23 protein-coding genes are annotated in these 22,499 nt (G+C 60.7%); 11 read left to right on the top strand and 12 right to left on the bottom strand.

Annotated features, from left to right (window positions below; translation table 11 throughout):
* Positions 1-22: 22 nt before the first annotated feature.
* On the bottom strand, positions 23-691 hold the full coding sequence (locus AC0IXA_RS04845) for an HAD-IA family hydrolase (RefSeq protein WP_341637184.1): 669 nt from the start codon (positions 689-691) through the stop codon (positions 23-25).
* A gap of 57 nt (positions 692-748) precedes the next feature.
* Positions 749-1,162 carry a response regulator gene (locus AC0IXA_RS04840; protein ID WP_016775233.1) on the bottom strand — a complete coding sequence of 138 codons (414 nt, stop codon included), beginning with the start codon at positions 1,160-1,162 and terminating at the stop codon, positions 749-751.
* Between the two features lie 197 nt (positions 1,163-1,359).
* On the opposite strand from AC0IXA_RS04840, the gene AC0IXA_RS04835 reads away from it, so the two are divergent.
* A complete protein-coding gene (locus tag AC0IXA_RS04835) occupies positions 1,360-2,301 on the top strand; it encodes a class I SAM-dependent methyltransferase (RefSeq protein ID WP_341637183.1) in 942 nt (313 codons plus the stop codon).
* Positions 2,302-2,423: 122 nt separating this feature from the next.
* Here AC0IXA_RS04835 and AC0IXA_RS04830 read toward each other — a convergent pair whose 3' ends face one another.
* A complete protein-coding gene (locus tag AC0IXA_RS04830) occupies positions 2,424-3,203 on the bottom strand; it encodes a helix-turn-helix transcriptional regulator (protein ID WP_471811983.1) in 780 nt (259 codons plus the stop codon).
* A gap of 111 nt (positions 3,204-3,314) precedes the next feature.
* Between AC0IXA_RS04830 and AC0IXA_RS04825 the strand changes: the two genes are divergently transcribed.
* Both AC0IXA_RS04825 and AC0IXA_RS04820 read left to right on the top strand, forming a co-directional pair.
* Entirely contained in the window at positions 3,315-4,418 is a 1,104-nt protein-coding gene (locus AC0IXA_RS04825; RefSeq protein WP_471811981.1) for a polyamine ABC transporter substrate-binding protein, read from the top strand.
* A 73-nt stretch (positions 4,419-4,491) separates the two neighbouring features.
* Positions 4,492-5,616 carry a DmpA family aminopeptidase gene (locus tag AC0IXA_RS04820; RefSeq protein ID WP_471811979.1) on the top strand — a complete coding sequence of 375 codons (1,125 nt, stop codon included), beginning with the start codon at positions 4,492-4,494 and terminating at the stop codon, positions 5,614-5,616.
* A gap of 217 nt (positions 5,617-5,833) precedes the next feature.
* Here the strand turns inward: AC0IXA_RS04820 and AC0IXA_RS04815 are convergent, their stop codons facing one another.
* Positions 5,834-6,466, bottom strand: coding sequence for a TetR/AcrR family transcriptional regulator (locus AC0IXA_RS04815; protein WP_024013378.1), 633 nt, complete (start codon positions 6,464-6,466; stop codon positions 5,834-5,836).
* A gap of 159 nt (positions 6,467-6,625) precedes the next feature.
* Here AC0IXA_RS04815 and AC0IXA_RS04810 point away from each other — a divergent pair, with 159 nt between their 5' ends.
* Positions 6,626-7,066, top strand: a complete 441-nt coding sequence (locus tag AC0IXA_RS04810; RefSeq protein WP_471811977.1) for a hotdog fold domain-containing protein — start codon at positions 6,626-6,628, stop codon at positions 7,064-7,066.
* Between the two features lie 63 nt (positions 7,067-7,129).
* On the opposite strand, the gene AC0IXA_RS04805 is transcribed toward AC0IXA_RS04810, so the two are convergent.
* From AC0IXA_RS04805 to AC0IXA_RS04795, 3 genes are all read right to left on the bottom strand, one after another.
* Positions 7,130-7,816, bottom strand: a complete 687-nt coding sequence (locus tag AC0IXA_RS04805; protein WP_471811975.1) for a GNAT family N-acetyltransferase — start codon at positions 7,814-7,816, stop codon at positions 7,130-7,132.
* Positions 7,817-7,903: 87 nt separating this feature from the next.
* Positions 7,904-8,461, bottom strand: a complete 558-nt coding sequence (locus AC0IXA_RS04800) for a YceI family protein (protein ID WP_073471273.1) — start codon at positions 8,459-8,461, stop codon at positions 7,904-7,906.
* A gap of 74 nt (positions 8,462-8,535) precedes the next feature.
* The gene (locus AC0IXA_RS04795) at positions 8,536-9,894 is read right to left on the bottom strand and encodes an MATE family efflux transporter (RefSeq protein WP_471811973.1); all 1,359 of its coding nucleotides are present in this window, start codon (positions 9,892-9,894) and stop codon (positions 8,536-8,538) included.
* 199 nt (positions 9,895-10,093) lie between these two features.
* On the opposite strand from AC0IXA_RS04795, the gene AC0IXA_RS04790 reads away from it, so the two are divergent.
* On the top strand, positions 10,094-10,663 hold the full coding sequence (locus tag AC0IXA_RS04790; RefSeq protein WP_341637176.1) for a chorismate mutase: 570 nt from the start codon (positions 10,094-10,096) through the stop codon (positions 10,661-10,663).
* Positions 10,664-10,787: 124 nt separating this feature from the next.
* The gene (locus AC0IXA_RS04785) at positions 10,788-11,150 is read left to right on the top strand and encodes a hypothetical protein (RefSeq protein ID WP_471811971.1); all 363 of its coding nucleotides are present in this window, start codon (positions 10,788-10,790) and stop codon (positions 11,148-11,150) included.
* Positions 11,151-11,223: 73 nt separating this feature from the next.
* On the opposite strand, the gene AC0IXA_RS04780 is transcribed toward AC0IXA_RS04785, so the two are convergent.
* On the bottom strand, positions 11,224-11,559 hold the full coding sequence (locus AC0IXA_RS04780; RefSeq protein WP_024013386.1) for a hypothetical protein: 336 nt from the start codon (positions 11,557-11,559) through the stop codon (positions 11,224-11,226).
* A 177-nt stretch (positions 11,560-11,736) separates the two neighbouring features.
* Here AC0IXA_RS04780 and AC0IXA_RS04775 point away from each other — a divergent pair, with 177 nt between their 5' ends.
* Positions 11,737-13,392: a sensor domain-containing diguanylate cyclase gene (locus tag AC0IXA_RS04775; protein ID WP_341637174.1), complete on the top strand. Its 1,656-nt coding sequence runs from the start codon at positions 11,737-11,739 to the stop codon at positions 13,390-13,392.
* Positions 13,393-13,898: 506 nt separating this feature from the next.
* Here the strand turns inward: AC0IXA_RS04775 and AC0IXA_RS04770 are convergent.
* Positions 13,899-14,276 carry a c-type cytochrome gene (locus tag AC0IXA_RS04770; RefSeq protein WP_471811969.1) on the bottom strand — a complete coding sequence of 126 codons (378 nt, stop codon included), beginning with the start codon at positions 14,274-14,276 and terminating at the stop codon, positions 13,899-13,901.
* A 40-nt stretch (positions 14,277-14,316) separates the two neighbouring features.
* Positions 14,317-15,648: an aminotransferase-like domain-containing protein gene (locus AC0IXA_RS04765; protein WP_471811967.1), complete on the bottom strand. Its 1,332-nt coding sequence runs from the start codon at positions 15,646-15,648 to the stop codon at positions 14,317-14,319.
* A gap of 89 nt (positions 15,649-15,737) precedes the next feature.
* On the opposite strand from AC0IXA_RS04765, the gene AC0IXA_RS04760 reads away from it, so the two are divergent.
* Positions 15,738-16,631 (top strand): DMT family transporter, encoded by an 894-nt coding sequence (locus AC0IXA_RS04760; protein ID WP_341637171.1) that lies wholly within the window; start codon positions 15,738-15,740, stop codon positions 16,629-16,631.
* Positions 16,632-16,634: 3 nt separating this feature from the next.
* Here AC0IXA_RS04760 and AC0IXA_RS04755 read toward each other — a convergent pair whose 3' ends face one another.
* Positions 16,635-17,450, bottom strand: a complete 816-nt coding sequence (locus AC0IXA_RS04755; RefSeq protein ID WP_125918726.1) for an AraC family transcriptional regulator — start codon at positions 17,448-17,450, stop codon at positions 16,635-16,637.
* Positions 17,451-17,580: 130 nt separating this feature from the next.
* On the opposite strand from AC0IXA_RS04755, the gene AC0IXA_RS04750 reads away from it, so the two are divergent.
* Both AC0IXA_RS04750 and AC0IXA_RS04745 read left to right on the top strand, forming a co-directional pair.
* Positions 17,581-18,099 (top strand): carboxymuconolactone decarboxylase family protein, encoded by a 519-nt coding sequence (locus AC0IXA_RS04750; protein WP_110645511.1) that lies wholly within the window; start codon positions 17,581-17,583, stop codon positions 18,097-18,099.
* A gap of 186 nt (positions 18,100-18,285) precedes the next feature.
* On the top strand, positions 18,286-20,517 hold the full coding sequence (locus AC0IXA_RS04745) for a response regulator (protein WP_471811964.1): 2,232 nt from the start codon (positions 18,286-18,288) through the stop codon (positions 20,515-20,517).
* Here the strand turns inward: AC0IXA_RS04745 and AC0IXA_RS04740 are convergent.
* Positions 20,485-21,930, bottom strand: coding sequence for a SulP family inorganic anion transporter (locus AC0IXA_RS04740; protein ID WP_341637169.1), 1,446 nt, complete (start codon positions 21,928-21,930; stop codon positions 20,485-20,487). The genes AC0IXA_RS04745 and AC0IXA_RS04740 overlap by 33 nt on opposite strands.
* A gap of 160 nt (positions 21,931-22,090) precedes the next feature.
* Here AC0IXA_RS04740 and AC0IXA_RS04735 point away from each other — a divergent pair, with 160 nt between their 5' ends.
* Positions 22,091-22,405, top strand: coding sequence for a DUF7693 family protein (locus AC0IXA_RS04735; protein WP_341637168.1), 315 nt, complete (start codon positions 22,091-22,093; stop codon positions 22,403-22,405).
* The last annotated feature ends 94 nt before the right edge of the window (positions 22,406-22,499 follow it).

Here is a 22,499-nt window from a genome sequence, read left to right as displayed (position 1 = left end):
GGATGACGCTTTTCGCAGCGGTTCAGTTTTGCAGCAGATGAAGCAAGCCATCGCCATCGACCCTGACGCCAATCGCATCGTAACTGGCCAACGTCGCATGCGCCGTTTCGATCGGGTGCTGGTGCGTGGTGGTGATAATCATCAACGCCGCGCCCGCCGCTTCCGCAGCCTGAATGCCGACGGCAGCGTCCTCGAAAATCAGGCAATCCGCCGGCTCGACACCGAGCTTTTTCGCCGCCAGCAGATAACCCGCAGGATCAGGCTTGCCAGCCTTTACATCTTCCGCCGTGATCATCACCGCCGGCTGCGGGATCCCCGCCGCCGCCATCCGCCGCAACGCCAGATCGCGAGGCGCCGACGTCACCATCGCCCAACGATTTTTCGGCAGCGCGTTGAGAAATGTCGCCGCCGCAGGAATCTCGACAATGCCTTCAACGTCATTGATTTCCGCTGCGGTGATGAACGCTGCTTGTTGCTCGGCATCCACGCCCGGCAGATTCAGCCGGGTGATGGTGTCGATCGCCCGCGCGCCATGGATGGTCGGCAGGAACGTCTCGACATCAACGCCATGGCGCACCGCCCACGCTGACCAGATGCGCTCGGCGGCGGCGATGGAGTTGAGGACGGTGCCGTCCATGTCGAACAGGAGCGCGCCGAACGCGCGATCAAAAATCGATACTTGTGCAGACAAGAGAGCAAATCCTCTGACAGATGGCCGGGGCAGACAGGCCCGGCAATGTAGCACTTGTCAGTGCAGCTGCGGGGCCTTGGATTTGAACGCACTTTCCACACAGTCGAGCAACTGACCGATCGCCCACGGCTTCTTGATGAACGCCACCGAATGCTTGACCCCGGAGGTCTCGGGCGTCTCGTAGCCGGACATGACCATCACCGGTTTTTCCGGCCAGCGATCGCCGAACAGATTAGCCAGGTCCGCGCCGTTAAGCGTGCCGGGCATGGTGATGTCGGTCAGCAGCAGCGCAACATCGGCTGCATGTTTTTCCAGATACAGTGAGGCGGCGTCGGCGCTGGTTTGCGGTTCGACCTTGAACCCTTCCTCCTGGAGAATTTCGCAAAGGAACTCCAGAATCAACGGATCGTCCTCGACAACCAGAATCAACCCGCCAGGAAGGTGCGCGCTCGACGTAGGTGTAGGGCACATGAATAGCACTCCCCCGAATAACATTTTTGATAAGCGGTTTGAATCCGCTGCTTATCAGGTATGAGCAGCGCGCCTTGTAGAAATTCACTTTTGATACAGCAGATTTCGCCAAGGTGTTGTTTTTCGAAGCGCAGCGCCCATCGAATCCCCTCATTTGTGGTTAAAATGCCGGCCCTTTGCCTGGCCGATCCTGATCCATGAACCCTGAAGCCCTCGCTACCCTCCACGCTCATTTGCTGCCCGCACTGGCGGCGGTGCCCAGCGAAACCCGTCGTTTGTTTCACGGGCGCGGTCGCTGCTGGCCGGGGCTGGAGCAGTTGACCGTGGACTGGCTACAGAGCGTGGTGCTGGTGTCACTGTTCAAGGAACCGGCGCCTGAGCAACTGCAGGATCTGCGGGATTTACTGCTGAAACTCGCCGCCTCGCCCGAATGGCAGCAGTCCGGCGCGCACACTTTGCTGATCCAGCACCGTTATCTGCCGCAAAGCACGGCCGAATGGCTGATCGGTGAGGAAATCGAGGAAATGAGCATCGTCGAGGGTGGCTTGCAGTACCGCGTCGACCTGGGGCGCAAGCAGAACGCCGGGCTGTTTCTCGACATGCGCTACGGCCGCAACTGGGTGCGCGAACAGGCGGCGGGCAAGCGGGTGTTGAACCTGTTCGCCTACACCTGCGGTTTTTCCGTGGCGGCAATCGAGGGCGGCGCCAGCCATGTGGTCAACCTGGATATGTCCCGCGCCGCGCTGAGCCGAGGTCGCGACAATCACCGTTTGAACGGCCACGACCTGAGCAAGGTCAGCTTTCTCGGCCACGACCTGTTCAAGTCCTGGGGCAAAGTGATCAACAGCGGCCCGTACGATCTGGTGATCATCGACCCGCCGTCGTTTCAGAAAGGCAGCTTTCTGCTGACCAAGGATTACCAACGGGTGTTGCGCCGCTTGCCGGAACTGCTCACCGCGCAAGGTACGGTGCTGGCGTGCATGAACGACCCGTCGTTCGGTTCCGACTTTCTCATTGATGGCGTGACCCAGGAAGCGCCAAGCCTGCGCTTCGATCATCGGCTGGACAATCCGCCGGAGTTTCCCGATATCGATCCAGAGAGCGGCCTGAAAGCCCTGGTCTTCCAGCGCAGCCACTGACACAGCGTAAGTTCACCTGTGGGAGCGAGCCTGCTCGCGAAAGCGCAGTGTCAGATAACAATTTTGTTGACTGATACACCGCTTTCGCGAGCAGGCTCACTCCCACACAAACTCTGCGTTGGTCACAAAGACGTCGGCCGCAGCACCAGTGCAAACAACTCACCATGCCCGGTGACATTGAGCTTGTGATAGAGATTGCGCCGATGCACTTTCACGGTCTCCGGCGAAATCCCCATCTGCTGGGCCATCGCCTTGCTGGAAAAGCCCTGCAGGATCAGGCGCGCCGTGTCGACCTCGCGCGCGGTCAGCCGGGCATCGAAACGGTCCAGCAACGTCGCCAGATCCCCCACTACCGCTTCAGCCACCGGCCCTTGCGGCGGCAGCAACTGCATGTGGCGACGCATCGCCGCCAATACCCAATCTCGAATGCACAACAGCCGACCCTGCTCGGCCATGCCAAACGCGGTCGAGCGGCCCAGCGACAAGCCGAGTACCGCGCCTTCGACGTTGATCAGAAACTGCAATTCATCCTCGCCAACCACGGCACGAAAGTAGCTCTGGTAATACTCGCTGTGCAGAAACTGATCCGGCGCAACGGACGCCAGGCTGTGCAGGCCGTCGCTGATCCCGCTGACGGCGGCTTGATAAAACGGATCGAGCAGGTACATGCCGGCGGTATAACCGGCCAGCTCCTGCTGGTCGTCCACGTAGCCCTTGCTGTCGAAGTCGATCAGCAAACGCGGCGGCTGGCCGGCCTGCATCAGGGCGACGAGGGCATTGTCCAGCGGCACCAGCAGGCGCAGGGTGTCGACCAGCGCGCGCCAGAAACCGTCCTGCCCGAGCTGGGTAAATACCCGCGCCAGCCCCTGATGCACCGGCAATTCCTGCAACAACGCGTCCACGCACTACCCCTTTCGAGTAACCCATGATGGGAATGGGGCTGGTGTGACCGGCCCGTTAGCCTGACCACTCCAGTTCATCACCGGCCTGCGACAGGCCAGGAGTGCCGCATCATGCGTCGTCACCGTGGATCTATCAACCCGGGCCTGCTGGCCTGTTTTTGTCTCTCCTCGGCCGCCGTGGCGGCAGACGTGCCGAGCGTGCATGTCTACAACTGGTACGACTACATCGGGCCGAACACCCTGCATGATTTCCAGCGCGACAGCGGCATCCGGCCGGTGTACGACACCTTCGACAGCGCCGAAGTGCTCGAAGGCAAACTGATGACCAGCCGCAGCGGCTACGACGTTGTCGTGGCGAGCAACTTCAGCCTGCCGACCCTGATCAAGGCCGGCGCCCTCGCCCCCTTGCCTCGCGATCAACTGCCAGGCTGGCAGAATCTCGACCCCGATCTGCTAAAGAAACTCGCGGTCAACGATCCGGGCAATCAGTACGCCGTGCCTTACCTGTGGGGCACCAACGGCATCGGCTACAACATCGACAAAGTCCGCGCCGCGCTGGGTGACAAAGCGCCAGTGGATTCCTGGGAGTTGCTGTTCAACGAAGCCAATCTGGCCAAACTGGGCGAGTGCGGCGTGGCGATGCTCGATTCGCCGTCGGAAATGCTGCCGGTCGCCCTGCATTACCTAGGCTTGCCGCCGAACAGCACCAACCCCGAAGACTACAAAAAAGCCGAAGCACTGCTGCTCAGGCTGCGCCCGCACATCGCCTACTTCAACTCCTCGAAGTTCATCAGCGATCTGTCCAACGGCAATATCTGCGTGGCGGTTGGCTGGTCCGGGGCGATGCTCGAAGCCAAGACCAACGCCGAGCAGGCCAACAACGGCGTAAAGATCGCCTACAGCCTGCCCAAGGAAGGCGCGCCGGTGTGGTTCGACACTCTGGTGCTGCTCAAGGACGCCCCCAATCGCGCCCAAGGCCTGACGTTTATCGATTACCTGCTGCGACCGGAAGTGATCGCGCCGGTCAGTGATCACCTGTCGTACCCGAATGGCAATCGCGCCGCGACAGCGCTGGTGGCAGCAGCAACTCGCGACAACCCGGCGGTCTACCCGTCCCCTGCCGCCATGGCCACGCTCTACACCCTCGAACCCTTGCCCAAAGCCGCCGAACGCGTGCGTACGCGGGTGTGGAGCAAGGTCAAGAACGGCCAGTAACCCGCGCAAGAAATCTGCCTGCCTCATCCGAGCGGTAAGCCGCCCGACCTTTTCAATGAAGAGACTGAATGTTATGAATCCGCGTGCCCGTGATCTCGATATCCTGATTGGCCAGATGCAACCCGGCCCGCTCAACGCCATTACCGATGTGCCGGGGGTGCGCGTCGGTCACAGCAATGCACGTGGTCGCAGCAGCAGCGGCCGTGACATCTGCACCGGCGTCACGCTGATCGAGCCGCGCCCCGGCTCGACCAGCCAGCAACCGTGCTTTGCCGGCGTGCATGTACTCAATGGCAACGGTGATGCGACCGGCCTGGAATGGATTCGCGAGGCCGGTCTGCTGACCAGTCCGATTGCCTTTACCAACACCCACAGCCTCGGTGTGGTGCGGGATGCGCTGATTGTGCTGGACCGTGAGCAACAGCCGGATGACGGGCGGCTTTACTGGAATATGCCGGTGGTGCTGGAGACCTTCGATGGACTGCTCAATGACATCAACGGCTTTCACGTCAAGCCCGAGCATGTCGCCGAGGCACTGAACGGCGCCGTGGATGGGCCGGTAGTCGAAGGTGCGGTGGGCGGTGGCAGCGGCATGATCTGCCATGAATTCAAGGGTGGCATCGGCACCGCATCGCGCCGTTTGAGTGCTGCCCAGGGAGGCTGGACCGTTGGCGCGATCGTGCAGGCCAACCACGGCATTCGCAGTGAATTACGCGTCGATGGTTACCCGGTCGGGCGCTATATGGAACAGAAGGATTCACCGTTCCTGCGGGCAGCGCTGCCGCACCCGGGCATGGGCTCGATCGTCGTCTGCCTGGCGACTGATGCGCCGCTGCTGCCCCATCAATGCACGCGTCTGGCACAGCGTGCCAGCCTGGGCCTGGCGCGTACCGGCGGCGGTAACGAAGACCACAGCGGCGACATCTTCATTGCCTTCGCCACCGGCAATGATCACGTCCCGCCTGCGGCTTACGAGGCTAAACGCGCAGCCACCTGCGACGGTTTGCGCATGGTCAACAACGACCACATCAGCGAGCTGTTTCTGGCCGCGACCGAAGCCGTGGAAGAAGCGATCATCAATGCCCTGCTCGCCAGCGACAGCAGAGAGGGCAACGGTCATTCGGTGCCGGGCCTGGATGCGCAGACGCTTCTGGCGGCGCTGAAAAAATCCGGTTGGCCGGGATCGCGCCCGGCATGAACCGGCATTGTGCAAGGACGACTGGCGGTACTTGAGTCGTCCATTGCACGCTCCTAGGATGAAGTTACGCGGTGACCGGATTGATCCGGCGCTGCGTAGGCGTGGGTGTTCTGAACCCCAATCAAGCCCACGCTTTGCTTCACACGCCTCTTGAGCCTCACGGGCTCTACTTCCTCCCCATCAAAGAGCTTTGAGGCTCTTTTTTTGTCTGCGTATTTCAGTTCTCGGCGAGACCTTCGGCGCGTATCGAACGCCACGCCGCTTGCGCGAGCACTTCGCGATAGGCGCTCGGGCTGCCTTTCACTCGCCCTGCCAGCCAGGCTCGGCAGTAGCTGTCCGCTTGGCCAATGATCAGCGATGGCAGCAGCTCGGCAGGCAAATCCTGCAGTTCGGCGGCGCGACCCGATTGCGTCAGCCATTGGCGCAGACGCAGGTTGCGCGTCTTGTTGCGCTCGGCCAGCTCGTCCTTGAACGGGCCTTTGGTCACGGCGAACCGCGCGTGGTACTGGAAACGCGCCCACTGCGGCTGTTGCTCGACCCAGTCGACATAGCTGAAGACCAGCGCCTGCACGCCTTCTTCAGTGGTATTGGCCGCGTCCAGATACGCATCACGCAAACGCGCCTGATCCTCCAGCGCGGTGAAAAACAGCGCTGCGACCAGCCCTTCCTTGTTGCCGAAATGGTGATAGATCGCGCCGACGCTGGTGTCGCACTCGGCACGGATCATTTCGATGGTGGTGGCCTCGATCCCCTGTTCATTGAACAGGCTCAGGGCCTTGCGAAAGATATCGCGTTTGAGTTCGGCGCGGCGGCCGGGGTAGCTGCGTTCCAGTAGATCGGCGGTGTCCATGCTGCTCGGGTCCAAAAACGGAGGTTGATAAAGGCGTCACGTGCCCGTGAACAAATCGCGCCTAGGTTGACAGATTTACCGTGAACAGAATACCGTTCCGTTACAGAACATTATTCTGTAACGGAACATAATTCTGCAAACTACCCAGCGAGGCTTCCCATGAGTCAATCTCTCAGCATGTTCAACAGCGTCGGCCCGGATGCATTCAGCAAAATGGCCTGCCAGTTCGCCCCGTACTTCAGCAGCATCAATCCGCTGATTTCCGAGTTGCGCCCGAATGCCGCCACCGTGCAAGTGCCGTTTCGCAAGGAAATCACCAACCACCTCGGCACGGTGCACGCGATCGCCATGTGCAACGCGGCAGAACTGGCCGGCGGAATGATGACCGACGTGTCGATCCCGGCCGGCGCGCGCTGGATTCCCAAAGGCATGACCGTGGAATATCTGGCCAAGGCGAAAACCGACGTCACCGCCGTGGCCAGCGCTGAAGGTGTGGATTGGCAAAGCGATGGCGACAAGGTAGTCAACGTCGACATTCACGATTCCGAGGGTAAAAAAATCTTCACCGCGCGCATCACCATGAACGTCAAGCTCGGTTGAGAAGCAGGTACAAAAAAGCCCTTGCCGCGGGATGCGCAGCAAGGGCTTTTGATTGGCCGACGATCAGTGCAGGGTCAGGCGCTGACGGACAAATTCTTCTACGTGGCGGCTGGTCTGGTCCAGATGGCGATCGCGTTGTTTTTCCGCATCGAGCATCGCGCGCTTGCCGTTCTTCTGCAGCAGATAGGTGTGAATCTGCTGCACTTCCAGCGAGCGATAGATCGGCGTGGTGTCGATGAACCCGCGCAGGCCGTTGCTGCGGTAATGCCGCGTGCTCATCAGCACCTGCGTTTCGCGCTGGCCGATCACTTCAAAACCCATTGCCTCGAAATACGGCACCTTGCCAATGCTGCAGGCCAGTTCCGCATGCGGATAGCGCCCGACCATGTCCGCGAGCATCGCCCGCGCCACACCCTGACGCCGATGGCCTTCACGCACCGCCATGTACGCGACGCTGCACGCCTCCCAATCGCCCTGCACCGGCAGACAGAAGAGGAATCCGATGACTTGCTCCGGGTCTTCATCGTTAGTGGCCACCAGCAATTCCACCTCGGTGCCCTTCTGGCCGTTCAACGCCTCAAGGTAGAGATGCACCTCATAACCCACCGCGTACTGATAAACGTTGTACAGCAGATTGCTCGGGCCGAGGCCGACAGCACTGATGTCGGTCAGGTAATCGACGACCATTTGCAGGATCTGACTGTTGACGCTTTCCGGGCATGGGGAGGTGTAGTGGGTGATGCGTGGCATGGGCAAACTCCGGCGATAAAAAACGTTGCCGATGATCAGAGCCGTCGACGAACCGCGACATCATACCGTGCCGGATCTATTGAACCGTCACTGTTGTGGCGCCACCACCCTGAATTTGATGTTGATGTCCCTCGACACCACGCTGTCAGCCCACTCCCCTGCGCCGAGGCCGAACTCCTCTCGATTGAGCACCAGCTCACCGTCGAAGATGCCGATGGCGTTGTCCGGTTTCAACTCCACCGGCACCTCGACCTCGCGAGTGATGCCCTTGAGCGTGAGCTGACCGGCGACCTGGTAACGATGCTCGTCCACTTGAGTAAAACGGCTGGACTTGAACACCGCGAGCGGGAATTTCCCGGTGTCGAACCACGCCGGTTTCACCAGTTCGGTATTGGCGTCTTCACTGCCGGCATCGATGCTGGCGAGATCGATATGCAGCGTGGTCTGGGCTTTGCCTAGGTCGTCGGTATCGAAGTCCAGCGTCGCCTCGAACTTGCCGAAGGTGCCGTACATTCGCGAGCCCATCTGCTGATAGGTGAAGCTGATCTGGCTGGCGCTGGTGTTGACCCGGTTATATTCAGCCGCCTGCGCACCGACCATGACGCACGATGTAAACGCGGCAACCAGCAGCAATCGCAACGTCATGACATTCTCCTGGCGGCGTGCGTCGTCGAGGGCCTTGGTTGACTTAAGCAAACAACCCGTTGTTATGCCAGCGCCTATATCAACCGCTCTATCTTCTGATGCTTCCACACCAATTTGTAATACAGGGTCTGCAAAATCAGCATCCCCAAATAGGCAACCGGGAACGCCATCCACACACCCTGCAAACCGAACTGCCCGTCGAGCCAGTAAGCCGCCGCCAACTGCACGCCGACCACACAGATAATCGAAATGACCACCGGCACCAGTACCGTGCCGCTGGCACGCATGATCCCGCCGATGATGGCCTGGAAACCGAATACCAACAGGCTCCAGAGCATGATGTGCAGCAGATGCTCGGCCATCGCCCGGGTCGAGACCTCGGTCAGGAACAGGCCCAGCAACCAGTGCGATAGCAGATAACCCAGCACAATCAGGCCACCGGTCAGGCACACATTGATCAACAGCCCGGTGCGCAGGATCGGCCCCATGCGTTGCAGATCCCCGGCGCCGATTGCCTGGGCACCGAGAATCGATGCGGTGATTGCAATCGACAGCGCCGGAAACTGCACATAGTTGACGATCTGGGTGACTGCGCCATACGCCGCCGTCGCTTGCGAGCCGTGCTGGTTGACCAGTGCCAGGATCACCAGCTCCGATAACGACAGGACGATCATCTGTACCCCGGTGGGCAGGCCGATGCGCAGGACCTTGCCGAGAATGACCCGATCCAGTCGCAGCGCGGCAAAGAACTCTCGATCCGGCGCCAGCGGATGGCCCTTGCGGATCAGCCGCCAGGCCAGCCACGCCATTGCCGACAGATTCCCCGCCAGCCCGGCATACGCCGCGCTCTGAATGCCCAATGGCGGCAAACCCAGCCAGCCGCGAATCAACGCTGGCGTCAGCGCCAGCCCCACGGCGGTGGAGACGATCAGCGCGAGCAGTGGCGACAGCGTATCGCTGACCCCACGCAGCAATTGGGTGAACAGCACGAATACCAGTAGCGATGGCAGAATCCACAACATGACGCGGGCGTAGTCCACCGCGTCGTCGAGTACATCCGCCGGCGTGCCCAACCCCGTCAGCGCCTGTCGCGCAAACACCGTGCCCAGCACCGCCGCGACCAGACCGATCAACACACCCAGCAGCAGCGTCGCTCCGGCAATCGCCTTGACCATGTGCGTCTCGCGCGCGCCCCACGCCTGACCGATCAGCACGCCTGCGCCAGCTCCAAGGCCGATGACCAGGGCGATGAAAAAGAACACGACAGGAAACATGCCGGATACGGCCGCCAGCGCCTGGGTGCCGAGCATCTGACCGATGTAGATGCTGTTGACCGTCCCGGACATCGATTGCAGGAAGTTCGACAGCACCATCGGCGCGAGAAACAGCAGATAGGTTTGCCAGAGCGGTTTGGCGAAGGTGGCGCTTTGCATTGAATGGAGGTCCATCTCGACGGCGGCAGGCCTGATTGACGATAGCTTCGGTGAGTTGCGTGCAGCGTGCAATCAACATTTCCAGACGGTGTTGATTGTCTGTTTTGCATTTGTGTAAATGCCGTGCATCGCTTTGTGTCAGTGTTGCGGCTGTGGTAAATCAGCGACTCTGTCGACACGTACTATTGAGGCTCGGTTCATGCGTAACGTTGCAAATTTTCTGCTTGGTTCCCTCCTCGCTCTGTCGGCCGCCTACGCTCAGGCAGCCGCACCCGCAGCGGCGCCTGCTTCGTTGAAACCGCTACTGGCCACTTTGAATGAACGCCTGAGCATCGGTGATCTGGTTGCGTTGACCAAATGGGACAGCGGCAAGCCTATTCAGGACAGCCCGCGTGAGGCGCAGGTCATCGCCAATGCCCGAACTCTGGCCACCGAACACAAACTCGATCCGGACGACGTCGCGCAACTGATCGCCGCACAGATGGAAGCGAACAAACTGGTGCAATACGGTCTGCTCGCGCAATGGCAAGCGGCAGGTGCTGCACCGGACACACCGCGTCCGGATCTGGGCAAACAGATCCGCCCGCGCCTGGATGAACTGCAAAAGCGCTTGTTGCAGCAGTACGCCGCCTTCGCGCCGTATCGCCAGGATCCGAATTGCCCAGCATGGCTGGCCGATGTCCGCAACGGTCTGGCCTCCGATGCGCTGCACGACCTGGCGCTGATTCGTGCCAGCGGCGAGTTGTGCATCCGGGCGAAAGCGCTCTGAATCACCGCTCCTGGCAAACATCATCGGCGTCGATGTTCACCATCACGTCAATGAAGTTCTCATAAAAACTGCGCGGCGTAACATCGGCTCCAGACAAACAAACAACTTCCTGGAGCACACGATCATGAAACGCCAAACCCTTCTCGGCATCGCTTTCTCGGTTTTCGCAGTTAACGCTTTTGCAGTAACGCCTGCTCACACCCCGGTCGCTGAAGGCGGCTCGGACAAGTTGATCGAAAGCCGTCTGGCTGAAGGTGGTTCAGATCGTCTGCTCGAACGCCGCGTTGCCGAAGGCGGTTCGGATCGTTTGCTCGAACGCCGCGTTGCCGAAGGCGGTTCGGATCGTCTGCTCGAACGCCGCGTTGCCGAAGGCGGTTCGGATCGTCTGATCGAACGCCGTGTTGCCGAAGGTGGTTCGGATCGTCTGCTCGAACGCCGTGTTGCCGAAGGTGGTTCGGATCGTCTGATCGAGCGCCGCGTTGCATGAATCTACTGCATGACCGCAACACCCATGAAAAAGCCCGGCCTGATCAGCCGGGCTTTTTGCATTCAGCCGTCGCTTATTGCGCGGTTTTCAGCTTGACCACGTCACCGGAGATGGTGGTGGTGTAGCCGGTCAGAACCCAGGCCCAGAACCAGTTTTCCTGAACCTGCGTGTTGATCATTGCATCGCCGCCCTTGGCTTGGATGGCCGCGTTTTGCGCGCGCACAAATCGGCTGTTCTGGCGGATCGGGATGATGCCAAACAGCAGCAGGCCGGTGGCCGATGCTTCGCTGTGGCCAACCACGGTGTATTGGTTGCTGTCGTAATGGGCGGTTTTCATCGGGGCGCCGGTGCAACCTGCCAGAACCACACCGAACAGTGCGGCGGCGACTACTTTGCTAAGGTATTTCACAGTAAAACTCCATGGGGGAACGCCCGGGATCCGTCTCTCGGGCGGCGCGCATTCTAACCAAAATGATGGCTCATTGGCATCAATCTTGTTTGTATTTACTTGAACCCGTTCGCTGGCCCGCCATCGGCGATGTCGCATACCATGGCGCCACTTCAATAAAGACAGACACCCGCCTCCATGTTCAAAGCCAGTCTGCGTAGCCATCTCACCCTGTGGTTCGGCGGTTTGTCCCTGCTGACGTTATTGAGCGTCGGCTTTTATGTCGGTCACATCGCCACCGAACAAATGAAACAGGCCAGCGGCAACGCGTTGCTGAACACGGCGCGCTCGGCGGCGACGTTGTTGGGTGAGCAACTGCGCGAGCGGCAACTGGAGGTCTATCTGCTCAGTCGCGCGCCGCATCTGGAGCGTGGCGATCTGGACAATCCAGCCATCCTCAAGTCGATGCAGTTGCGCACCCAGGCGCGCGCCGAATATGCGTGGATGGGCGTCACTGACGCCGAGGGTAATGTGCGCCAGGCGGTCAATGATCTGCTGGTCGGTCAATCGGTGCAGAAACGCCCGTGGTTCCAGATCGGCCTGCGCCGGCAATACACCGGCGATCCCCACGAAGCAGTGTTGCTGGCCAAGTTGTTGCCGGGCCTGCCCAATGGCGAGCCGCTGCGCTTCATCGATTTCGCCGCGCCAATCCACAATGTCGAAGGACGGGTGATTGGCGTGCTGGGCGCACATGCGCACTGGAGTTGGGTGACGCGCATCGTCGAGTCGGCGGCGTTTTCCCACAAGAACTCGGCGCCGGATATCCAGGCGCTGATCGTCGACCACGATGGCAAGGTGCTCTACCCCGAAGCGCTGATGGGCCAGCAGCTGACGACCAACGATCCGGTATTGTCGGGCTGGACGGCGGCCAACGGTTACCTGACCAGCATGGTCACCGTGCCGACGCCATCCGGCACGGCGCTATCATGGTCGATCGCCATTCGCCAGCCATTGGAGACTGCGCTGCAACCGGCGCGGATGCTGCAATACGAATTGCTGATCCTCGGCGTTTTCGCCGCCATCGTTTTCGGTCTGGTGGCTTATTACCTGGCGCTGTACCTGAGCCGCCCAATCGAACAACTCGCGCACTCGGCCAAACAGGTGCAGAACAACCAGTCCGGCGCGCAGTTCCAGCTCCAGCATCCGGTGCTGGAGATCGCCCAGCTCGGCCAATCCATCGATGCAATGACTCAGTCACTGCTCGGCAAGGAGCGCGAACTGCAAGAGGCCAACGCCTCGCTGGAGGCCACCGTGGCACAACGCACCGCCGCACTCACCGAGGCCAACGCCGAGCTGCTGAGCCTGGCCACACACGACGGCTTGACCGGCGTTTACAACCGCCGCCGGTTTGACGAAAAAATCACTGAGTATTCGCTGTTGTCCCGACGCACCGGACGCCCGTTTGCCCTGCTGCTGATCGATGCCGACCACTTCAAACGCATCAATGACAGCCACGGCCACGCGGTCGGTGACGAGGTCCTGCAACAACTCGCGACCTTGATCCAGAACAGCGTACGCAGCACCGATTTCGTCGCCCGCTACGGCGGCGAAGAGTTCGCCGTACTGCTGCCGGAAGTAGCGCAACCCGACACCCCGGAAGTCGTCGCCGAAAAGATTCGCGCAGCGGTAGCCGACGCGGAGTTTCCCGGCGTCGGCAACGTTACCGTGAGTATTGGCCTCGGCCTGGCAGATCCGGCGGACAACAACCATACGACGCTGATCAAACGTGCCGATCAGCAGCTGTATCAGGCGAAGGCTGCGGGGCGCAATCAGGTTGCGTTTCATGCCCACTGACACCGGCGTATATCAACCAGAAACAGGTCGGCCCGCAGGCCGCCATCGCTGGCAAGCCAGCTCCCACAGGGATGGGGTAAAAGCGGAAATTTGGGTCGGCCGGAGAACCGCTTTCGCGAGCAGGCTCGCTCCCACAGAAAAGCAAAGCAGCGAAGCCGCCCCACTCAACAATGAGCGTTAGCTCGAGTGCTTTTGATCTTGATCCACCGGCGACGTCGGAAGGCTGAGCGGAGGGATTGATCCGGGCGTGGGAGCGCAGCGACCGTTCGACGCAGTCGAACACAGCGGAAGGAGGTGCAGCGAAGCAAACCGTAGCCGCTGCGCCCGGATCAGTCCCGCAGCGAAGGAACCCGAGCCTGCGAGGGCCGAACGTAGGAGCAAGCGTTTTTTTGCTTACTTTTTTTAGGCGTTTGTAAAAAAAGTGAGTCGCCGTAAGGGCGAAACCCTAAGCAGCCGTTACCGCAGCAATGGATATGTACTGAATTAGCCGGAAAACCATCGCCCGACTAGGGCTCGGCACTGAACATCTGCAGATAAGCCAACAGATTCCCAAGCTTCTCCTCATCACTCAGCCCCCAGAAAATCATCCGCGTCCCCGGCACCACCCCTTTCGGATCCTTCAGATACGCCTTCAACGTCGCCCGATTCCAAGTAATCCCCGAGTTTTTCATCGCATCGGAATAAACATAATTGGCCGAAGTCCCCGCAGCCCGGCCAACGATGCCATTCAACTGCGGACCAAACCCCGAACGAGCCGACTCGCCAACCTGATGGCAACCGCCGCACAGGCGCGGGAAGATTTTCGCCCCGGCCTCAGGGTCGCCCTCAGCCTGTGCACTGGCGCTGAAGATCAAGGCGAGAAACAGTATCGTGGTGAATTTCATTGAACAGTCCAAACCTGACTTTGCATGGCGTGGGCGCAGTTTACAGATAAGCGCCGATGATCGTTCTGACGGTGATCAACGCCTGACGCAACACGTGCATGTCCACCGAGCCGAGAGCCAGACGAATCGCATGGGGCGTATGGGCCGACAGCGAAAACGGCTCGGCGCTGGTGACGGAAATCTGCTGCTGCATCAACTCCACCACGATCTGATCGGCACGCACATCTTCGGGCAGCGGCAGCCACAGAAAATACGAAGCCGGATGAGCAACGTAGCGCAGCCCTTTCAGCACCTCGGCGGCCAAGGCCTGTCGCGCCATCGCATCACGACGTTTCTGCGCCTCAAGCACGGTGACGGTGCCGTCGTCGAGCCAACCACACGCGATGGCGGTCATCACCCCGGGGGTATTCCACGTCGTCGCACGAACGATTCGCTCCAGTCCGGGCACTTGAGGCAGCGGCGCGGCAATGAAGCCGACCCGCAAACCGGTGGCGATGTTTTTCGACAGGCCCGATACGTAAAGCGTCCGTTCCGGTGCCAGTTCAATCAACGGGCATGGCGGGTTCTCGACCAGAAACGCGTAGGCAGCGTCTTCAATGATTGTCAGATCGTGCCGCCGGGCAATCGCCACCAATTGCTCGCGCTGTTCCAGTGGCATGACCCAGCCCAGCGGATTGTGCAGCGTCGGCATGCTGTATACGGCGCGCACCGCACGCTGGCGACAGAGTCTGTCCAGTGCCGGCAAATCCGGGCCATGTTCCGTCATCGGGATCGCCAGCACTTCCAGATGCAGCGCGTCGGCCAGCACCTTGAATCCCGAATAGGTCAGCGCATCGGCGGCGATCACATCGCCGGGTTTGAGCAGGGCCATCAGCGTCACCGCCAAACCTTGCTGAGCGCCATTGACGATCAGCACTTGGTCGGCTTCAACGGTCACGCCGCGTGTCGACAAATGTTGCGCGACCGAGGCGCGTTCGTGGGCACGCCCGGCGTGGGGTTGATAACGCAACAACGCTTCCAGATCACCGGACAACGCCAGTTGCCGCAACGCCGTGCGCAACAGTTCAGCCTGACCGGGCAACGCCGGATAGTTGAAATTCAGGTCGATCATGCCGACCGCCACGTCTTTCTGATCGATGCCCTGCCCCGGCGCCAGCGACGTTTCCCGGACAAACGTGCCGCGCCCAGCTTCACCACTGACCAGGCCCATCGTTTCGAGCTCGGCGTAAACCCGTGAAGCGGTAACCAGCGCCAGTCCTTCCTGGCTCGCCAGCTGCCGATGCGTTGGCAGTCGCGTGCCCGGCGCCAATCGTCCGCCACGAATGTCTGCCGCATAGCGATCAACCAGGGTCTTGTAACGGGAACGCGGCATGTCGGCTGTATCCATGACAATTTTTTGATTGTGCTGATTCTCGGCCCTAGGATCACGGCGACACAAGCCACTTTTTGAGCGCGACCGACATGCACACAACATCGACTGCGGCCCACCCGGCACTGGAAAAAACCAGCGGCTGGATCAACGGTTTTATCGGCGTGCTGATCTTCAGCGGTTCGCTGCCGGCCACACGTTTGGCGGTGCTGGAATTCGATCCGGTGTTTCTGACCGTGGTGCGAGCAGCGATCGCCGGCGCACTGGCCGTCGGACTTCTGCTGTTGTTCAAGCAACAGCAACCGTCGCGCCATCAGTGGCTGTCGCTGTTGATTGTGGCACTGGGCGTGGTGTTGGGTTTTCCGCTGCTGACCGCGTTGGCATTGCAGCACGTCACGTCAGCGCATTCGATCGTGTTTGTAGGATTGCTGCCGCTGGCCACGGCGATGTTTGGAGTCTTGCGTGGTGGGGAGCGGCCACGTCCAGTGTTCTGGATCTTTTCGGTGCTGGGCAGCGCATTGGTGGTGGGCTTTGCCCTGTCCCAAGGCTTGAGTGCCTCGCCCACCGGCGATCTGCTGATGCTCGCGGCGATCCTGGCCTGCGGCCTCGGTTACGCCGAAGGCGCGAAACTGTCGCGCAGCCTCGGCGGCTGGCAGGTGATCTGCTGGGCGCTGGTGTTGTCGTTACCGCTGATGACAGTGCTGAGCCTGTGGCTGGCGCCCGCCTCGTTCGCCGACATCAGTTTGCCTGCGTGGATGTGCCTGGCTTACGTGTCGCTGTTCAGCATGCTGATCGGCTTCGTGTTCTGGTATCGCGGTCTGGCACAAGGTGGAATCGCAGCGGTCGGGCAGTTGCAGTTGCTGCAGCCGTTTTTTGGTCTGGCACTGGCGGCGACGTTGTTGCATGAGCAGGTCAGTGTCGGCATGCTCGGCGTCACGCTGGGGGTGATTCTTTGCGTGGCCGGAGCGAAGAAATTCGCCAGGTAATGTTCAGTGTTCGGCTTTCCATTGCCGAGGACTGAGCCCGGTCTTGCGCCGAAATGCCCGGGCCAGCGCCGACGGACTTTCGTATCCAACCTCCTCGGCAATCAATGCAATCGGCCGACCCTCGCGCAGGCGTTTCTGCGCGAGGCTGACGCGCCAGCTCAACAGGTAATCGGCCGGCGTCTGCCCGACCACGCGGCGAAACTGCTCGGCAAAACCGGCGCGGGACTGGTTCGCCGCCGCCGCGAGATCAGCGACACTCCAAGGCTTGTGCGGCTGCTCGTGGATCAGGTTCAAGGCGCGAGACACGCGCGGATCCGCCAGCCCGGCCATCATGCCCGGTTGCTGATCTCGACTGCCGATGAGATGGCGCAGCAGCAGAATCACCAGCAATTCAAACAGACGATCCATCACCGCCACGCGCCCGCAATGCCCTTCAAAAGCTTCGTTGAACAGCCAGTCAAGGGTGCTGCGCAATTCCGGGATGTCGGTGAGTTTCAATACCAGATAGTCCGGTAACGCGGCGGCCAGGGCATTGCCCGAGCCACCGTCGAAGGTCAGCGAGGCGCACACCACTTGGCTGGCCATGGCCTCGTCGGCAGACATCCGGTGGGTGAACGGCCGGGGAAAGAAAATCAGCGACGGTTCTTCCAGGCGAATTTCCCGCTCGTTGCCCGGTTTGAGCAGCAACGCCCCGGCTTGCAGAACATGCACATGGCCGACCGGTTCGCCTTCGTGAACGCTTACGCCGCAAAACGTGCCGCTATGGAAGGTGCCAGCGTTTACGCCGAAATGACTGAGTAATGTGGAAAGGCGATCCATGGCTGACTCCCGAGGCATATCTGGACGATCTGCCGCATATCCTCGACGATTTGCCGCCAAAGCGCCATTGGCAGCCCCTAAGATCTCTCCATCGCCGCTGCACTTCGCTGCGGAATTTCGGAGAATCACCATGAGCCGCATCCCTGCAATCAGCCTCGACACCGCCACCGATGCCACCCGTCCTGCACTGGAAGGCGTGAAGAAAAAAATCGGTTTCCTGCCCAACGTCTTTACCACCCTCGCCCAGGCGCCGGTTGCATTCGACACTTACCTGCAAGCCTCGGCCATCCTCGGCAAGACCTCATTGAGCGGCAAAGAGAAAGAAGCCATCTACCTCGCCACTTCGCAGGTCAACGGTTGCGACTATTGCCTGTCCGCACACACCGTGTTCGCCGGCAAAGCCGGGCTGTCGGCGCAGGACATCATCGCGGCACGTCATGGCGAACTGAATGCCTACGCCGCCCTCGCCCGCCAACTGACCGAAACCCGTGGCCACTTGAGCGATGAACAGTTGGCCGCCGCTCGCGCTGCCGGTATCGATGACCGCAAGATCATCGAAGTGATTGCCCTGGTCGCCGTGCAGACATTGACCAACTACCTGAACAACACGGCGCTGACCGACATTGACTTCCCGGCCGTCGAGGCCTGAGCAGTCGCTCACGAACTGAAGAAAAATCCGCTGGCGAAAAGATGCTCTTTTCGCCAGCGCTGTTTTTTGCTGCCATGATGTAGGTCAGAATAATTCGCAGCGCAAACAGTGTCTGGTGCGCTGAAACCAAACAGCCTGTACGCAGGTCTTTGTTCTCAGACAAATGCCCGGAAAGACACGAACCCCATGACAGACTGGTTGCAAGACAACGGCGAGATGGCCGGGCAGATCCGCCGTCACGACTGGGCGAATTCGCCCCTCGGCCCGTTGGAAAACTGGCCCGATGTACTCAAGACCACTGTCTCGCTCAGTCTCGCCTCGCATTTTCCTCAGGCGATCGTCTGGGGCCCGCAACTCATCACACTCTATAACGACGCCTTCGTACCGATTCTCGGCGACAAGCCGCACGCGTTGGGACGCCCTTTCAGCGACATCTGGAAGGAAGCCTGGCACGAGATCAGCCCGATTGCTGAGGCCGCGTACGCCGGCCAGGCCACTTACATCGAAAACTTCGCTCTGCAGATCGAACGCGGCAAAGGCCCGGAGCAGGCGTTCTTCACTTTTTGCTACAGCCCGATTCGCGACTCCCACGGCAATGTCGTCGGCATGATCGACACCGTCACCGAGACCACCCAGACCGTTTATCTCAACCGACGCCTGGCGGTCCTCGATGCCATCGGCGAAGCGGTGACCAATGCCACGGATGCGCAAGCAATCCTGGCGGCAAGCACGCGGCTGATGGTCGAGCAACTGCGTCTGTCCAATTGCGCCTACGCCGACATGGATGCCGACGAAGATGGTTTCACCATTCGCGGCGACTATGCAGCGCCGGGTTCGCCGAGCATCGTCGGCCACTACCGTTTGCGCGATTTCGGCGAGAAAGCAGTACGTCTTCTGCGCGCGGGTCAACCTTTGGTGATCCACGACAACCGCAGCGAATTGCCGCCGGAAGAATCAGCGACCTTTCAGGGCATAGGCATCACCGCCACCATTTGCGTGCCGCTGATCAAGCAAGGTCGTCTTACCGCGTTAATGGCCATTCACGACAAAGTGCCGCGTGTCTGGTCGAGCTTCGAACAGGCGCTGCTCAGCGAAGTCACCGAACGTTGCTGGGCGCACATCGAGCGAGTGCGCGCCGACGCCAACGTGCGCGAGGGCTTGCTTGCATTGGCTGAACTCAATGCCACGCTGGAACAACGGGTCGAAGAGCGCAGCCTGCGTCTGGCCCAGGCCGAGTCGGCATTACGCCAGTCGCAGAAGCTCGAAGCCATCGGCCAATTGACCGGCGGCGTCGCCCATGACTTCAACAATTTGCTGACGATCATTCGTTCGTCGGTGGATTTTCTGCGCCAGCCCAACCTGCCGGAAGAACGCCGCCAACGCTACATGCGCGCGGTGTCCGACACCGTTGAGCGCGCCTCCAAGCTGACCAGCCAGTTGCTCGCCTTCGCCCGCCGTCAGCCGCTCAATCCGCAGGTAGTCGACGCCGGCGAACGTTTGGCAAACATCGGCGAGATGCTCGAATCGGTCACCGGCGCGCAGATTCACGTGTGCGTCGAGCGCCCGGATCACCCCTGCTACATCCGCGTCGATCTCAGTCAGTTTGAAACCGCGTTGATCAACATCGCCCTGAACGCTCGCGACGCCATGAATGGTCAGGGTGAGCTGAAATTGCGCCTGGAGTGCCATAAAGCGTTGCCGCCGATTCGCGGCCACGCTGGGTCCAGCAGCCATTTCGTGTCGATTGCCCTGGCCGACACCGGTGCCGGCATCGACGCACACACCCTCGAACACATCTTCGAGCCGTTCTTTACCACCAAGGCTGTCGGCAAAGGCACGGGGCTGGGGCTGTCGCAGGTGTTCGGGTTTGCCAAGCAGTCGGGCGGCAACGTCGACGTCTCCAGCGTGCTTGGTCAAGGCACCGAGTTCACCTTGTATTTGCCGCAAGTGCCGGCGATCGAGGCAGAAATGGACGAGGCAGAGGAGAATGGCGAGGTGCAGCCGGCGTGCGAAAAACGCCGGGTGCTGGTGGTCGAAGACAATCTCGATGTCGGCCGTTTCGCCAACCAGATCCTCCAGGATCTGGGCTATGAAACCGCGTGGGCGACCAACGCCGAAGAAGCCCTGCAGTTGGCCGGTAGCGATGCCAGCGCGTTCGATGCGGTGTTTTCCGACGTAGTCATGCCGGGCATCACCGGTGTCGCGTTGGCCAAGGAACTGCGCCAGCGCCGCCCCGATCTGCCGGTGATTCTGACCTCCGGCTACAGCGAAGAACTGGCGCGCAGCGGGTACGAAGGTTTTGAATTTCTCGCCAAGCCCTACTCCGCCGAACAAGTCTCGCGGATTCTCGGCAAGACCTGGCTCAAGGACGCAAAACCAGCGGCGTCAATCGTGATCGACGCCGGCGCGCTTGAGTAATTTCTTGCAGCGTTCCGACAGATGAAACACTTGTAGATGCTTGCCAGCCTTGGCGTAGCGTTCACGCAGGGTTTTCAATGCGGCGATCGCCGAATAATCGACAAAGCTCAGGTGCCGGCAATCGAGAGTGACTTTGGCCGGGTCGTTGGCCGGATCGAACTGGTTGAGAAACGGCGTGGTCGAGGCGAAAAACAGCGTGCCGTGCAGGCGATAGAGCTTGCTGCCGTCGGCCTCCAGATGTTCATCGGCGTACAGTTCGCGGGCCTGCTGCCAGGCGAAGTTGAGCGCGGCGATGATGATCCCGCACAGCACGGCCGTGGCCAGATCGGTGAACACGGTGATGGTGGTCACCGCGATGATCACCAGCACATCGTGCAGCGGCACCTTGTTGATCACCCGCAACGACGCCCAGGCGAAAGTCTGCTGCGACACCACGAACATCACCCCGACCAGCGCGGCGAGCGGAATACGCTCGATCAGCGGTGACAGAAACAGAATGAACAACAGAATCAGCACACCGGCAACCACGCCGGACAAGCGCCCGCGCCCGCCGGAGCTGAGATTGATCACGGTCTGCCCGATCATCGCGCAACCGCCCATGCCACCGAACGCCCCGGACACCATGTTCGCCGCGCCGAGCGCTACGCACTCGCGATCCGGATAGCCACGGGTTTCGGTGATCTCGTCGGTCAGGTTCAGCGTCAGCAGGGTTTCCAGCAGGCCGACCATCGCCATCAGGATCGCGTACGGGGCGATGATGCGCAGGGTTTCGAAATTCCATGGGATGTCCGGCAAAGCGAAGGTCGGCAGACCGCCGGCAATGTGCGCCATGTCACCGAGGGTGCGGGTCGGCAGCCCGAACAGGTAGACCAGCAGGCCGACACCAAGGATCGCCACCAGGGCCGGCGGTACCGCTTTGGTCACGCGCGGCAGGATGTAAACGATGGCCATGGTCAGTAGCACCAGCCCGGTCATCAGATACAGCGGCGTACCGCTGAGCCAGTGCTCGCCGCTTTTGAAGTGCTCCAGTTGCGCCAGCGCAATGATGATCGCCAGGCCGTTGACGAAGCCGAGCATCACCGGATGCGGCACCATGCGCACCAGTTTGCCCAAACGCAACAGCCCGAACGCCATCATGATCAGACCGCCGAGCAGCACCGTTGCCAGCAGATATTGCACGCCGTGTTGCACCACCAGCGCGACGATCACCACCGCCATCGAACCCGCCGCACCGGAAACCATGCCCGGTCGGCCGCCAAACAACGCCGTCAGCGTGCAAATGATGAACGCGCCGTACAAGCCCATCAGCGGATTGAGATGCGCGACCAGGGCGAAAGCAATGCATTCGGGCAACAGGGCGAACGAGGTGGTGAGTCCGGCGAGGACATCGGCGCGCAGACGAATCGGTTTCATGGCTTACCTGACTGAGCGGCCGCTGGGCACGGCTGCTGTTTTCGCGAAAAAAGAGGGAGGCGAATGTTACGGAATTGTTCGGCCTCGGGCCAGTGAAACGCTGACATGGGGTGGCGCGGGCCTTATCCTTGCAGGCTTGTCCATCGAATCGAGTCGCAGCATGTCAGCGTTTTTGTCCGCCCGTGATGTGTGTCAGCGCCTGCGCGAAGCTGCGCTGGGCGTGCTTGGGTTCGAAGTCTGCGAGGTAATGTCCCAGTCCGGGCTGATTACCGTATACATCGAGGGCTGGCATCTGCTGTTGGACTTCGCCGAGGGACACTTGCATCACTGTGAATACGCGCGCAACTGCGCCGGGGATGAAGCGACGCTGGACACGTGGCAGCGTTATGGCACGGACCCGGTGAGTCTGCTCAGCACGTGGGAATTGGCGCAGATCGAGCGGTTGCTGCGTGATGCGAATCGCGTCCAAACCTAGTGCATCGTTTCCGACTGCGGTGCTCTCTGATTTTGAGACCGACCAAATGCCTGTGGGAGCGAGCCTGCTCGCGACGGCGGTATATCAGTCGGTT

It is taken from the genome of Pseudomonas sp. AC083, assembly GCF_979253165.1.
The sequence above is the reverse complement of the archived record's forward strand: the minus strand, read 5'-3'. Positions and strand labels throughout refer to the sequence as shown.

Bases quoted from the DNA above. Each gene is read 5' to 3' on its own strand.
- AC0IXA_RS04800 (WP_073471273.1), bottom strand. From the start codon at position 8,461: ATGACGTTGCGATTGCTGCTGGTTGCCGCGTTTACATCGTGCGTCATG.
- AC0IXA_RS04840 (WP_016775233.1), bottom strand. From the start codon at position 1,162: ATGTGCCCTACACCTACGTCGAGCGCGCACCTTCCTGGCGGGTTGATT.
- AC0IXA_RS04745 (WP_471811964.1), top strand. From the start codon at position 18,286: ATGACAGACTGGTTGCAAGACAACGGCGAGATGGCCGGGCAGATCCGC.
- AC0IXA_RS04835 (WP_341637183.1), top strand. From the start codon at position 1,360: ATGAACCCTGAAGCCCTCGCTACCCTCCACGCTCATTTGCTGCCCGCA.
- AC0IXA_RS04750 (WP_110645511.1), top strand. From the start codon at position 17,581: ATGAGCCGCATCCCTGCAATCAGCCTCGACACCGCCACCGATGCCACC.
- AC0IXA_RS04825 (WP_471811981.1), top strand. From the start codon at position 3,315: ATGCGTCGTCACCGTGGATCTATCAACCCGGGCCTGCTGGCCTGTTTT.
- AC0IXA_RS04820 (WP_471811979.1), top strand. From the start codon at position 4,492: ATGAATCCGCGTGCCCGTGATCTCGATATCCTGATTGGCCAGATGCAA.
- AC0IXA_RS04790 (WP_341637176.1), top strand. From the start codon at position 10,094: ATGCGTAACGTTGCAAATTTTCTGCTTGGTTCCCTCCTCGCTCTGTCG.
- AC0IXA_RS04760 (WP_341637171.1), top strand. From the start codon at position 15,738: ATGCACACAACATCGACTGCGGCCCACCCGGCACTGGAAAAAACCAGC.
- AC0IXA_RS04755 (WP_125918726.1), bottom strand. From the start codon at position 17,450: ATGGATCGCCTTTCCACATTACTCAGTCATTTCGGCGTAAACGCTGGC.
- AC0IXA_RS04765 (WP_471811967.1), bottom strand. From the start codon at position 15,648: ATGCCGCGTTCCCGTTACAAGACCCTGGTTGATCGCTATGCGGCAGAC.
- AC0IXA_RS04815 (WP_024013378.1), bottom strand. From the start codon at position 6,466: ATGGACACCGCCGATCTACTGGAACGCAGCTACCCCGGCCGCCGCGCC.
- AC0IXA_RS04735 (WP_341637168.1), top strand. From the start codon at position 22,091: ATGTCAGCGTTTTTGTCCGCCCGTGATGTGTGTCAGCGCCTGCGCGAA.
- AC0IXA_RS04785 (WP_471811971.1), top strand. From the start codon at position 10,788: ATGAAACGCCAAACCCTTCTCGGCATCGCTTTCTCGGTTTTCGCAGTT.
- AC0IXA_RS04775 (WP_341637174.1), top strand. From the start codon at position 11,737: ATGTTCAAAGCCAGTCTGCGTAGCCATCTCACCCTGTGGTTCGGCGGT.
- AC0IXA_RS04770 (WP_471811969.1), bottom strand. From the start codon at position 14,276: ATGAAATTCACCACGATACTGTTTCTCGCCTTGATCTTCAGCGCCAGT.
- AC0IXA_RS04810 (WP_471811977.1), top strand. From the start codon at position 6,626: ATGAGTCAATCTCTCAGCATGTTCAACAGCGTCGGCCCGGATGCATTC.
- AC0IXA_RS04805 (WP_471811975.1), bottom strand. From the start codon at position 7,816: ATGCCACGCATCACCCACTACACCTCCCCATGCCCGGAAAGCGTCAAC.
- AC0IXA_RS04795 (WP_471811973.1), bottom strand. From the start codon at position 9,894: ATGCAAAGCGCCACCTTCGCCAAACCGCTCTGGCAAACCTATCTGCTG.
- AC0IXA_RS04740 (WP_341637169.1), bottom strand. From the start codon at position 21,930: ATGAAACCGATTCGTCTGCGCGCCGATGTCCTCGCCGGACTCACCACC.